Origin of the sequence: Sphingobacterium paramultivorum (assembly GCF_014109745.1) — a bacterium.
Lineage (GTDB): Bacteria > Bacteroidota > Bacteroidia > Sphingobacteriales > Sphingobacteriaceae > Sphingobacterium > Sphingobacterium paramultivorum.
This window is the reverse complement of record NZ_CP058555.1, coordinates 5,364,353-5,377,806: the sequence shown is the minus strand read 5'-3', so window position 1 is coordinate 5,377,806 and position 13,454 is coordinate 5,364,353. Positions and strand designations below refer to the sequence as shown.

Genomic DNA, 13,454 nt, shown 5'->3' with positions numbered 1-13,454 from the left:
GTCAATTTACCGTTTAGGCAGACCGCGTAAATTTGGTTCAGTGTGTCATCAAAATTATTCTACTCCGTACCAATTTTGATATTGCTGTCTCAAGCGCTCAACACGTGCCAATCGCTTGGTATCTTTTGCTTCCAATAAAATAGCCTTATACCGGTCTACAGAGTCCAAACCGGTCTGAATATCATTCCACTCGAAGCTCAGGTTTTTCTTATCCGACACCAACTGATGTAGATACTCCATATTTTCAGCCACATAATCAAGGTTTCGGTCCATCATCCTGTTGGCTAGCTGAGGTTGTCCCGAACGATATAGACTGTCGATAATATCGGCATAATTGATGGCATCCGACATCGCATATACGCGATCTGGTAATTGATCGTATGCTTTTTTTGCTACTTCCCCAGCTTGTTTGACCTGACCATTGGCCAAGAGCATCCGGGCGGCTTTTCCAAATATATCACGGGCGTACATACTTGTAAAGCGAAACGAATCTGTATCTAAATACTGTGCATTTTTAACATTGCCCCAATGATACGTATGCATAATATTGTTATATAATGCTTCCATGTTAACTAGCCCGGCCTGCTCATTTCGTTTTCCTGTCGACTGATCTGTAGCAGCGACGGGCATCAATCGGGAAGTAAAGCCTTCATTGACCAGGTATTTATCCAGGCCCAATTTAATGTCACTTGGCAGCATGTTCGAAAAATATATTGGTCTGTCCCAATGGTTATTTTCAAGCACCGATAACAAGGTTAAATCCGCCCTGGTCAGATGATCATTCGGAATTTCCCATTCCATTGCAGAAACAATAGCGCCCTGAAAATAAGCTGGAACCGCTTTTTTCTTAACCACCTCCTCTTTATCAATGCGCAATTGGACCTTCTTGGAAGGGAAATAGTTTTCCATATCACCGGAATTCAACTGAACTTTATACTCGGGATCATCCGATGTGACAAACTGTAATAGTTGCTGTATATCTACCGCATTGTCAAGTTGTCTATCCACAAAAGGGATATAATCACGAACGCCTTTTTTCGTCTTTTCAGCTGGGATCGTCACGGGAAGACCTGCCGCTTGATACGTCGGCTGCTTGGCCTGTTGCATATACCAATCGCCAGTCAGATAACTTAATACCACAACCCGAACATCCGGACGTACTCCTTCCACTTCTTGCAAATACCATACAGGAAATGTATCATGATCTCCATAGGTAAATAGAATAGCATTTGGAGCACAGGATTCTAAATAATTACGTGCCATGTCCCTTGCCAGCGATTTTTCAGAACGATTATGATCATCCCAATTTTGATGGGCCAAAATAATGGGACCGCCCAATAAAGCGAAAGAAATACCTGTCGCTAACGCATACCTTGTTTGTACAAAACGGTTGAGAAACCGAACAAATGCTATTGCTCCCAGTCCGATCCAGATCGCAAACGCATAAAAAGATCCTACGTAAGCATAATCTCGTTCCCGAGGTTGCATAGGAGTTTGGTTGAGATAAACAACGATCGCTATTCCCGTAAACACAAACAGTAAGGTCAAGACCAAGGTATAAGGTTTATTGTTCCGGTACAACCAGATCGCTCCGGCTATTCCCAGTAGCAGTGGAAGGAAAAAATAGGTATTCCGGCTCGGGTCATGCTTCTGTGATTGGGATATTTTATCTTGCCCCCCCAAACGCCAATTATCCAATGGTTTAATCCCCGACAACCAGTTGCCGTCACTATAGGTCCCATACCCTTGCCTGTCATTCTGTCTACCGACAAAATTCCACAAGAAATATCGGGTATACATATCGCCCAGTTGAAAATTAAAAAAGAACTTAAAATTATCAGAGAATTGTGGCTGCTGCCCCTCCTTCAAATTGAGGTAACTCCTATAATAAGCTTGATGGGCTCCATCTTGACTATATATGCGGGGAAAGAAAGTTTCCTTATCAAACGTATACTTATCGACCTGACTAAAAGGAATATAACCTGATTCATCTTTGCGATAACCGGTTTTACTCTCGACACCAACGACCTGTGAATCATAATTGGGTCCTTTGAGTAAAGGTTCCCGGATATATTGCTCCCGGCTCAGATAACCCAAAAAAGAAAACACATTGTCTGGCGCATTATTGTTTAACGAGGGATTCGCTTTTCCACGGATCAAAACCATGGTATAGGAGCTATACCCAAATAGAATAAAACAAAAGACCAGTAGTCCGGTATGGAGTGTATATTGCTGCTTTTTATAAGAATAATATAGGCCATAAATGAGGAAGCCCCCCAACAGCAGACACATGAAGAAGATGCCTGAGCCAAAGCCCAAACCTAGCGAGTTTACAAATAAGAGATCCACTTTAGCAGCTAGACCGACCAACCATTGAATAATTCCCCACAAAACGGCCCCCAAGATCAGCACTCCTACCAGGAAAGCTTTTACTGTACCTTTCGCATTAACCTGTCCTGCTCTTCTGAAATAGACAACCATCGCTATAGCCGGGATTGCCAACAGATTTAATAGGTGCACTCCGATTGAAAGGCCCATAACAAAAGCAATAAAAACCAGCCAACGATCGCTACCTTCTTCATCTGCACGCACTTCCCACTTTAAAATTGCCCAAAAAACAATCGCTGTACACAATGAAGACATCGCATATACCTCAGATTCAACAGCCGAATACCAGAATGAATCACTGAAGCAGAAAGCCATTGCACCAACTAAACCCGCAGCAAAAATTTGGAAATAATTCGATAATTGAACTTTCTCTTGCCTGTTGAGTATCCTTTTGGCAATTGCTGTTATCGTCCAGAATAAAAATGTAACAGTAAGCCCACTGCAGATTGCGGATCCAATATTCATCCAATAGGCAATTTTACCTGCATTACCAAAAGCCAGGTTGGAAAATATATTCTGAATAAGAAGAAATAATGGTGCTCCCGGTTGGTGTGCCACTTCTAGCTTGTAGGCACAGGCAATAAATTCACCACAATCCCACCAGCTTACCGTCTTTTCAACGGTGGCGATATATACACATGTAGCAATTAGTCCGCAAGCAAAGCCGAGTAGAGAATTTAATCTAGTGTACTTCATAAGGTCAATTTGGTCTATTGTTAAAATCCTTTTTAGCACTTTAAGTTAAAAAGTTATCCTGACTCCAATAAGTTAATTAACACTATTTAACACAAGTATCTGACTATAAACAGGCTACTCAACCCTGAATATAGAGACCGACCTAAACCACACTATCGAAATTATGGACTTATTTCGGGCTTTCACAACTAATATTACAATAAAAAAAGGAAGCTTATTGGCTCCCTTTTCGTATTATTTTTATGAGTTAGGCTAGTTTTTCAACAATTTTCTTTGTTGGACCAGGATTACTCATCGTATAGAAATGTAATACCGGAGCGCCAAATTTAATCAGCTCCTGACATTGTTGCACCAACCACTCCTCACCGACTTGTCTGACGTCGGCATTCGTTTTACATGCTGAAACAGCATCGCTCAGTTCCTCCGGAATATCTAAATGAAATATCCTTGGTAAGGTCACCAACTGCTTTTTCGTTGTCAATGGTTTTAATCCTGGAATAATAGGCACATGGATTCCATTGTCTCTACATTTTGTTACAAACTCTTTGTATTTTTCAACATTAAAGAACATCTGAGTCACAATAAACTCTGCTCCCATATCGACTTTTTGTTTCAGATATTTAAAATCAGTATTGAAATTTGGCGATTCAAAATGCTTTTCGGGATATCCCGCTACTCCGATGCAAAAATCAGTCTTTTCCGATGTGATAATGTCTTCATGCAAATACTTTCCTTTATTCATATCAGTTACCTGTTCCAATAGGTCTGTTGCAAAAGCATGTCCACCATCGCTCGGTATGAAATCGGCATCGCCTTTACGTGCATCTCCCCGCAATACCAAGACGTTATCTATCCCCAGGAAGTTCAAATCGATCAGGGCATTTTCAGTTTCCTCTTTTGTAAAACCACCACATATCAAATGGGGCACCGCATCTACTTTATATTTATTCATGATTGCAGCACATATCGCCACTGTCCCAGGACGTTTACGATAGGAAACGCGTTCCAGTAATCCACTCGCATGCTCTTTATAGATATAATCTTCCCGATGGTAGGTTACGTCGATAAAAGGAGGTTTAAACTCCATCAGTTCATCCATGGTTTTAAAAATACTTTGGATGCCCTGCCCTTTTGCCGGTGGCAATAGCTCAAAAGAAAACAATGTTTTTCCTTTGGCATTCTGGATATGATCGATAATCTTCATTAAAAAACTGTTTTTAGTTTGGTTGGCTTACATCGAAACGCACAAGTCGAGGAATCGTTTATCTACATGTAACTTATCTTTCCCACATGGAGTAGGGTAGAATTTAGCACCTTGAACAATACAGGTTGCTAAGGCTTCAACGGGTCTAGTCCCTCGGCCTTTCTCTATAAGCGTTGCTAATATCGTTTTAAAAAATCAAAAGACAAAAATATTTTTTCGAAAAGGCAAAAATAGCGGCAAAAAGACTGCAATAAATGCGGCTTCAGGTTTATTCCCAGTCAACAACAGGAATTTACGCTCCACCAAAAGTAAAAGACTTAAAAAAACAGATAAAATTAACGATCGAGGATCATCGACAGCGAAGATATTGACTATGCCACAACAGGATTGGCTAAAGATTCGCTGCCAGGGAATTCCGTAGATTTTTGAGATAAAATGTGATCAATAAGAGTCCTGTAACATGGTACTCCTCTTTCGATCCAAATTTAAAACCATCAAATAAATATTGATAGGCGACTAATGCATTTTTTTCGTTGTAAAATAATTCCTTCCAAGAATCGGGAACATCTGCCCATGCCTTGAGCACAATGCCATTCTCAGCATAAATAATGGGTGATTCAACACCATCCATTCGATAATCGTGATGTGTACCAGAACTTGATATGTGTTGGAAATAAGCGATAGAATAATCTACAAAATTCAATGCCCTAGCTTTTATCTCCTTTTCACTTTCTGATTTTACAGGGGCATTTCGCCATAGATTCACTTGGCTATCAAATTTGCTGGGGGTCTCCCGGATAGGGGTTTTATCTAACGCAAAGTTGATATAAAGTCTTTCGCTAGTGGGTATACGTGCTGAGCTAAACTGTGAAAAATCACCTCTCAGCTGAACAAAATCGCTTTTTACCTTAATAATATCTAATGCGAGGCTACCTTTTTTCTCATCGGTCAATTCTAATCGATCGCCGTTGAATCTATACTTACCGAAGAGTAAGATATCATCGATCGCCATGACAAACTTGTCTTTATCATGGAGAGAGAGAAAGGACCGATATATCGTAGGATCATTACCATAGGTATCTGCCTCGACATTTTGGGGTGATTCTCTTTTTACTTTATGATACTCTTCATTTGAATAGCCCAATATCATTTGGTAATTGCCTTCAGGAAAGTCCTTTTTCTTCCCAAAGAAAGCACAAGAAGACAACGAGAATACGAATAGCAGCAGTAATAACGGTTTCAAAATCAATCAATAATTATGGCCAGTAATAATATACAGACCAAGATAAGAAATTACTGCAATAGTTCGTATACTGCTATTTATTTGAATAAGCTCGGGGATATGCTTATTCTTTATAAAGATCCACCAAGCCTTCTGGCAATTCAACTTCAATGATCTCCTCTTCGCCATCGATTCCTAAGATCAAATCATCAGACAACGGGAACATCAGTTCTTTACCGTCCATATTTACCGAGGCGACAAATTGTTGTGGAAATTCCTGGACATCTGTTATTTGCCCCAGTTCACCATGGTTTTCATCAATCACTAAAAAACCGATTAAATCAGTATATCTAAAATCATCTGGATCGCGCTCGGGCATCTTATCATTGGAAAGATATAGCTTTTTACGGACAAGTACTTGAGCCTTATCGATATGATCCACATCCTCAAATGTCACATACGCTGTACTATTTTTTTGAAATTTAATGGTATCAACAAAATAAGGAACAAGCTTTTTGTTCACTTCCACAAAGACAACATCGATATTCAAACTCTCGTATTCCTCGAATTCAAAAAACAGTTGTACTTCTCCTTTAAGACCTCTTGTTTTACTGATGTAACCGATGTAAAAGCTTTGATCAATAGTCATATATTTCGTATTTAGCGATTAGCTGTGAGACATGATTTGGCAAACCATTAGCCTATTGGCTGTTTCAAAAAAAGCCGGCTCAAGATTGAGTCGGCTTTCTCGAATACTTTATGAAAGAATTAACCTTCAGTTTCTTCTGATGCAGGAGCTTCAGTCTCCTCAGCAGCAGTTTCTTCCGCTACAGGAGCATTTTTAGCAGCTACAGCAGCAGCTTTTTCTTCTTTTTTCTTAGCTTCAGCAGCTAAAGCAGCTTTTCTAGTTTCAGCTTTAGTTTGTGCTAAACCATCTTTTTTACCAGTGATTCTTGCATCATTAGCTTCAGTCCAAGCTGTAAATTTAGCTTCAGCAGCAGCTTCATCAAAAGCACCTTTTTTCACACCACCTTGCAAGTGTTTTTTGTAAAGAACACCTTTGTAAGAAAGGATAGCGCGAGCAGTGTCAGTTGGTTGAGCACCTTTATTCATCCAATCCAAAGCTTTTTCAAAATCCAAAACGATAGTTGCTGGATTTGTGTTTGGGTTGTAAGAACCAATACGTTCGATGAATTTACCGTCACGTGGAGCGCGAGAATCCGCTACGACTACGTGGTAAAAAGGACGTCCTTTTTTACCGTGTCTTTGCAATCTGATTTTAGTTGCCATTCTTTAATTTTATTTTATGTATTCAACATATCCCCCGAGCTTCATACTAGAGGGGATGCAAAGATAGTTATTTTTTTTTAATCATCATTATAATTTAATAAAACTTCACTGAAAACGACAGGGTTAGCTGTTTTCAACAAGCTCTTTCAAGCGTAACACCTACCCCTTAGACCTTCGTCTTTTCTTGCTTCCATACAGCATCTACAACGAACTTTTCAAAAATCAAGGCACTAAACAGCTCCTTTATTCAAAAGGACATCTTTACCAAATGTAAACAGGATGAACGGTTTGGGTACAGTACCTTCGAAATAGTCATCGACATTTTTGCCAATTCACTTTTTACTTTCTACCTTCATTCTATGAAATCTGTTGCGCCATTAAAAATACTAAAAGCTTCAGCCGGTTCGGGAAAAACCTTTAGCTTGACTTTACACTATCTCACACTCCTACTCTCCAACGAGAATAGCTATAAGGAGATTTTGGCGGTGACATTCACCAATAAGGCAACCGCCGAGATGAAGGAACGCATCCTCTCGGTGCTCCATGGCTTGGCAACAGGCAATCGTACCCCTAAAATTGAAGATTTCAGAAAGCTTTTACTCCAGCAGCAGCCAGATTGGAATCCGCATCTGGTACAAGAGAAAGCTTTTCGGGTTTATCGACGTATCCTACACGACTACAGTCATTTTACCATAAGTACAATTGATGGTTTTTCCCAAAAAGTCATTCGCGCATTTACCTATGAACTCAATCTTGATGCTGCTTATAAGATTGAAATGAATGTCAATAAAGTGAAAAATGACCTTACAGTCATGCTTAATCAATTGCTGGATGAACGACCCGACCTACTGGATTGGATTATCGCTTATGCGGAAAAGAAAATAGCAAAAAATGAAAATTGGAACTACCGCCAACAATTAATGGGTTTGGCAAGTCTTATTTTCTCTGAAAATTTTCAGGAATTTGATGGCTACATCAATTCTGCCAATCCAAAGGAAGTTTTTAATCTTCTCAATCAGGAAGTTGAACAGAAGATAAACTCCTTCACGGAAGCGCTCTCCATGACAATTGAAGCCTTTAGTGAAACATTTAAGAATTTTAATATCTCCGAAAGTGACCTGAAAGGTAAATCGCGCAATAAAATAATCTCCGCTAGCAAAACCAATAAAAAAACGGAAAAGCTAAGCGCTTCCGAAATTGCCAAGGTACTGGAAAAGTATATCCAGTTGATCGACAATGAAGATGCTTTTACAGATAGTGACAAAAATATACGTCATGATCTTATCGCCGCACTCGGGCCCATTCTGGCATCGTTCCAAAAGCTACACGATAATCTATCGGCTTACATTGCTTATCAAGCGGTACAAAGTAATCTCTATTACCTACGCCTGCTCAAGGAAATGAGCGATTTACTGACGCAATGGCGGCGGGACAATGGTGCTCAATTAATCTCCGACTCGCAGATTTTATTAAACAAACTCGGACTTGATGAAAATAGCGATCCAACATTTATCTGGGAGAAGATCGGCAATCGATTTAACTACTTTTTGTTTGACGAATTTCAGGATACTTCGCGTATTCAGTGGAAAAACTATAGTCCGCTATTGATCAATGCATTGGCAGATGCCAAAGGCACAATCAGCGAACACCTGATCGTTGGGGATGTCAAACAGAGTATCTATCGCTGGCGGAATGGGGATTGGCGTATACTCCTGCAACAGGTAGAACAACAGGTTGGTCATACCTTTCACTTAGACGAGGATAGCAAAACCACCTTTATCGAAAACGGAAGCCTCGACACCAATTTTAGAAGTCTTCCAAATATCATCCATTTAAACAATTACCTCTTTAGCAGTATTCCCCAACATCTGCAACAGGTACTGAATGAAAAAGTATTCGAAAGCCTCGATGAAGAAGGTAAACAATGGTGGATTTCTGCTGGCAATGACAATATGCTGGTCAAAGCTTATGAAAACAGCCAACAGGAAGTACCTGAACATAAAAAAGGGAAACTTGACCAATTAGGATCTATTGAAATCTCCTACATTCCTGTCACTGATGGACGCTACAGAAGAAATCAGGTTATTGAAGAATCGTTACTACAACTATGTCAAAAAATAGGCGACTGGCTCGGTAGCGGACGATATCAGGCGCAGCAGATCGGCATCCTGGTACGGAGTAATGTGCAGGCTAAATTGGTCATCCAAAAGCTCATGGACTTCAAAAAAGAGCAGCAACTTACATTTGAAGTGATATCTGGTGATGCTTTATCCTTAGCGAGCAATGATGCTGTACTATTATTGATCGAGACGTTGAAGGCTTTAGTCTATAATTCAGATAAACATACCATCCATAAAGCAAAGATGGTCTATCTCTACCAGCATATTCAAAATAAGACAATCGATCAGAATGCATGGTTAAAATTTGCGAGCAATGACATCCGCGCACTTAAAGATTATCTCCCTGAGGCGCTGATTGACTCGTGGGAAATGGCACAGAAACAGCCTTTAGTTCATTTAATTGAAAAACTCATTGAAATCTACGGTTTCACAACCACAGACAATATCCACCTCCCTTACCTCCTCGCATTCAAAGATATGATCTCAGCTTTCTCCACCAATGGCGAACGTGGCATTATACAGTTCCTGGAGTTTTGGGAAGAAGATGGCAACCGGGCGGTGCTCCCTTCCAACGGAGAAATTAATGCGATCGAGGTAACAACAATCCACAAATCAAAAGGTCTAGCCTATGACGTTGTGATGATTCCATTCTGTTCCTGGGATCTCGATGGCATGATCAATGGCGATTTTTGGATAGAGACCTCGGATACTCCTTTTGCCCAATTGGGAAAAATCCCAATAAAATATACATCTACAGTCGGCAAATCTGTATTTTTCAAGCAATATTTTGAAGAGATGCTGTTCAACTACATGGATGCACTCAACACATTCTATGTAGCAACAACACGTGCTGTTGAACACCTCTATATTACGGCACCTTCCTTTAAAGAATCTGTTGACAAAAAAACAGGTGAAATTACAGGATATGATATTAAAGACGAATATATCAGCGATGTGCTCTATCAAGTCTTGGATAGCCCGATAGCTCCGTTTGCACTGGAGGAAAAAGGTGTACACATCGATCAAACGATCGAACAAAAAAAACATCAGACTCAAAAAGACAATATTATTTCCCTTCGCCATTACCCCATTTCCAAAGAATTGGAAATGGCCTTAGAAAAATCGAGTACACGTAACATCAATGATATTATGATGCTGGAGAAAGCCGCGCAGTACGGTATATTGGCCCACGATATTATGGCTCAAATTTCAAAGGAAGAAGACATCCATAAACTGGTACGCCAACTGATCCAGGAAGGAATCCTTTCCAAAGAGGAAGAGCCTTTTCTCATGCAGGAGATCAATCAGATCTGGAAGCACCCCATGATCAATAAATGGCTCACCGGAAACTATAAAATCTGGAATGAAGCAAGCATTATTACCGCCAAGGGTGAGACCATTCGTCCCGATAAAGTCTTCACCTCCGTGGAAGAAACAATCGTTCTGGATTTTAAATTCACACAGACAGACTATATTGGGCACAAGTATCAAGTCGACAACTATAAAAAGAATTTGGAGAACCTTGGCTATAACAACGTTAAAGCCTATCTCTATTATGCGAAATCAAATCAATTAACTGAAGTAAAATAATAGCACGATGCAGACAGCCTTTCTAAAATTAGTAGCAGCAGACATTCAAAAACGTTTTGGAAACGATCTGAGTGAAATTGCCATCGTGTTTAATAATAAACGGCCGATTACCTACCTCAAAAAACATCTTGCCGAAGTGTATGGTCAGGCGATCTGGTCGCCGCAGTTTTTTACGATTCAGGAATTTTTCAGACTTTCGACCGATGATACCGAAGCCAGTCCTTTAACCCAATTTTTTCATCTGTTTAATATTCATAATGAGTTATTGGTAGCTGAGGGCAAGCAACCAGAAACGCTGGAAGAGTTCTATCCCATTGCCGAAATTATATTGAGTGACTTTGGTCAACTGGATTATGATCTCGTTCCCATCGAGCAGATCTATCTAGAACTTTATGACAATACCAAAATCGACATTGCTTTTCAACATCTCACGCAAGAACAGCAAGGGTTTATCCGTCAATTTTGGCAGTCCTTTTCTATTGCGGGGCATAGTGGAGTACAAGAGCGCTTTCTTCAACTTTGGAAAAGACTGCCCGTATTATATGATCGGTTCAAAGAAAAGCTCAAAACAGAAGGACAAACCAACTATCCAACAATCTACCGTGATCTGGTTGATGGCAAGGCTACGAATCAGCAGTTTGCATCTTCCTTTCAGCATATCCTTTTTGTCGGTTTCAATGCTTTAAATAAAGCCGAGGCAAAATTATTTAAACAATGGCAGGACAAAGGCAGCGCACTATTCTACTTTGATGCCGATGCCTATTACCTGGAGGACACTATGCAGGAGGCGGGACTTTTTATCCGTCGAAATATTTTTCAAACAGGTTTGATCAATGCCCTTGGCGATAGCCCGAACATTATAGGCAATAGAACCTCAACCGTAAATCTATATGCCAGCACCGGAAAAATCAGCCAAACAAAATTGCTCTATGATATCCTCGAACAGCACCATAACATGGAACAGACCTCTGCCATTCTTCTAGCAGATGAAAACCTACTGGTTCCTTTGCTACAGAGTCTACCCGATGTCAACCCCAACATCACAACGGGATATCCACTGACGCAGTCTCCCATTTTCGGCATCCTGGACCTATGGATGGATGTTCATTTGGAGATATCACAGTTCAAGAGACGGAAGATTCCTTATCAGGTCATAGAGACCTTTATCAACCATCCGCTCAGCATGGTTTCTTTGGCAGATAAACTTCAGATCCAAAAAGAGATTGCCGACAAACAGCTCTTTGAGATCGCATTTGAGGAACTTCATCTCAAAAGCTCCCTGCCTCAGTTTTTTGTGCCAATCGAAAATTCTGCACATTTGATCCCTGCGCTCATTCTGATCGTCGATGACCTATTGCATAGCATCTCTTCTCAGGAGCGCATCCGCCAAATTGACAACAACCTCTTGATCGAAACAAAGAAAACGTTAAATCAGCTGCTACTGGGCTTTGAAACAGTTGCGCCCTTAAGCATCAGCTTCCAGATTGGCTTGATTAAAAAAGCAATCGCCCCAATAAATTCGGCGATAGAAGGAGATCCCCTAGAAGGAATTCAGATTATGGGACTCTTGGAGAGTCGTTGTTTAAATTTTGACAACGTATATATTTTAGGAGCAAATGAAGGCATTCTACCAAAGACGTCCAATTCACCTACCTTTATACCCAATAGTCTAAGAAGCGCTTATGGCCTTCCCATATTGGAGAATCAGGATGCCCTGTCAGCTTATTTATTCTATCGCCATTTTCAATACAGTGAAGGAATACATATTTTCTACAATGGCTTAGTGGACGAAAGCTCTACCGGCGAAGAAAGTCGCTTTATCAAACAGCTGGAGTTTGAAAGTAAATTTCAGTTTGACCGAAAAATTCAACAACAGACCATCCAATTTTCCGATAAAGCGCAAGAGATTGTCATAGAGAAACGTGGTGAAGTCTGGGAAAAGATGTATCAGGATTTTATCGTCAACCAGAAAAGGATATCTGCAACGGCTCTAACAACTTACCTGCAATCCCCGCTACAGTTTTTTTTAAAACATATTGCCGGCATCAAAGAACCGCCTTCAATCTCTCAGGAATTTGAGATGAATAAACTGGGAACTGTCATCCATAATGTCATGGAGAAGATATTCCTACCTTTCAAGGGCCAACAGGACTTTACACCGACAACTGTCTTACGGCACGAGATAGACAAAATAGAAGCACAGGTGATTCGTGAAATAGGCCTGCAATATCAGATCGAATTAAAGACAACACATGATTTAAACAGCCTGCAGCGGATCATGCTGAAGATTGCCTGCGAGTATGTCAAGATGTATCTTGAATATGACATCAACAACTACAAAGCATTTCGGATTATTGAACTCGAGAATGACCACGATTATGTACTGCCCTTTCCTATTGAGATCAATGGAGAAGAACAACAGGTCACACTTTACGGCATCATTGACCGTGTAGATGAGGTCGTAACACACGACGATCGTATTATCAGTAGAATTGTCGATTACAAAACAGGTGGAGACTCGATCATATTCAAAGAAATCGACCAGGTATTTGCGCCAAATACCGAAAATAAAGCAATGGTGCAGACGCTATTCTATGCCTATGTATTTGAACAAAAGACAGGAAGAAAACAACTCGAGCCCCATCTCTATGTCGCCCGTAAAATGCGGGAAGAAGGGACATTATTCAGTGGTAAAGAGGGAATATTGACTGATGAATTCCTTGCTTTCCAGAAAGAAAATTTTGTCAGATTTATGCGAGATATTCTTCAGGAAATCTTTAACCCTGATCTCCCATTTCGGCATAACCCGGACTCAATGATTTACCCAAGCGACCCTTATACATTATTCTATCGGGAAGCTAGCAAATGGGGCGATGCAGAAGAATGAATATAGCAAAGACTTTAAGGAGAGGTCAAACGAAATGCTGTACAAAAAATACATTCT

7 protein-coding genes and 1 riboswitch are annotated in these 13,454 nt (G+C 40.3%); of the genes, 2 read left to right on the top strand and 5 right to left on the bottom strand.

Annotated elements, in window-relative coordinates; translation table 11 throughout:
* Positions 1-54 precede the first annotated feature (54 nt).
* The 5 genes from HS960_RS22405 to HS960_RS22385 form a co-directional block, all read right to left on the bottom strand.
* Positions 55-3,084 (bottom strand): glycosyltransferase family 117 protein, encoded by a 3,030-nt coding sequence (locus HS960_RS22405; protein ID WP_182330656.1) that lies wholly within the window; start codon positions 3,082-3,084, stop codon positions 55-57.
* Positions 3,085-3,331: 247 nt separating this feature from the next.
* Positions 3,332-4,288, bottom strand: coding sequence for a methylenetetrahydrofolate reductase (locus tag HS960_RS22400; RefSeq protein WP_153844338.1), 957 nt, complete (start codon positions 4,286-4,288; stop codon positions 3,332-3,334).
* A gap of 70 nt (positions 4,289-4,358) precedes the next feature.
* Positions 4,359-4,461, bottom strand: a riboswitch (SAM riboswitch).
* A 218-nt stretch (positions 4,462-4,679) separates the two neighbouring features.
* Positions 4,680-5,531, bottom strand: coding sequence for a hypothetical protein (locus HS960_RS22395; RefSeq protein ID WP_159727420.1), 852 nt, complete (start codon positions 5,529-5,531; stop codon positions 4,680-4,682).
* Positions 5,532-5,634: 103 nt separating this feature from the next.
* Positions 5,635-6,159, bottom strand: coding sequence for a ribosome maturation factor RimM (gene rimM, locus HS960_RS22390; protein ID WP_075994448.1), 525 nt, complete (start codon positions 6,157-6,159; stop codon positions 5,635-5,637).
* A 119-nt stretch (positions 6,160-6,278) separates the two neighbouring features.
* Positions 6,279-6,800: a 30S ribosomal protein S16 gene (locus HS960_RS22385; protein WP_153844340.1), complete on the bottom strand. Its 522-nt coding sequence runs from the start codon at positions 6,798-6,800 to the stop codon at positions 6,279-6,281.
* A gap of 359 nt (positions 6,801-7,159) precedes the next feature.
* Here HS960_RS22385 and HS960_RS22380 point away from each other — a divergent pair, with 359 nt between their 5' ends.
* Both HS960_RS22380 and HS960_RS22375 read left to right on the top strand, forming a co-directional pair.
* Positions 7,160-10,510 carry a UvrD-helicase domain-containing protein gene (locus tag HS960_RS22380; protein ID WP_182330655.1) on the top strand — a complete coding sequence of 1,117 codons (3,351 nt, stop codon included), beginning with the start codon at positions 7,160-7,162 and terminating at the stop codon, positions 10,508-10,510.
* A gap of 7 nt (positions 10,511-10,517) precedes the next feature.
* Positions 10,518-13,397: a PD-(D/E)XK nuclease family protein gene (locus tag HS960_RS22375; protein WP_182330654.1), complete on the top strand. Its 2,880-nt coding sequence runs from the start codon at positions 10,518-10,520 to the stop codon at positions 13,395-13,397.
* Positions 13,398-13,454 lie beyond the last annotated feature (57 nt).

Bases quoted from the DNA above. Each gene is read 5' to 3' on its own strand.
- HS960_RS22400 (WP_153844338.1), bottom strand. From the start codon at position 4,288: ATGAAGATTATCGATCATATCCAGAATGCCAAAGGAAAAACATTGTTT.
- HS960_RS22385 (WP_153844340.1), bottom strand. From the start codon at position 6,800: ATGGCAACTAAAATCAGATTGCAAAGACACGGTAAAAAAGGACGTCCT.
- HS960_RS22405 (WP_182330656.1), bottom strand. From the start codon at position 3,084: ATGAAGTACACTAGATTAAATTCTCTACTCGGCTTTGCTTGCGGACTA.
- HS960_RS22375 (WP_182330654.1), top strand. From the start codon at position 10,518: ATGCAGACAGCCTTTCTAAAATTAGTAGCAGCAGACATTCAAAAACGT.
- rimM (WP_075994448.1), bottom strand. From the start codon at position 6,159: ATGACTATTGATCAAAGCTTTTACATCGGTTACATCAGTAAAACAAGA.
- HS960_RS22380 (WP_182330655.1), top strand. From the start codon at position 7,160: ATGAAATCTGTTGCGCCATTAAAAATACTAAAAGCTTCAGCCGGTTCG.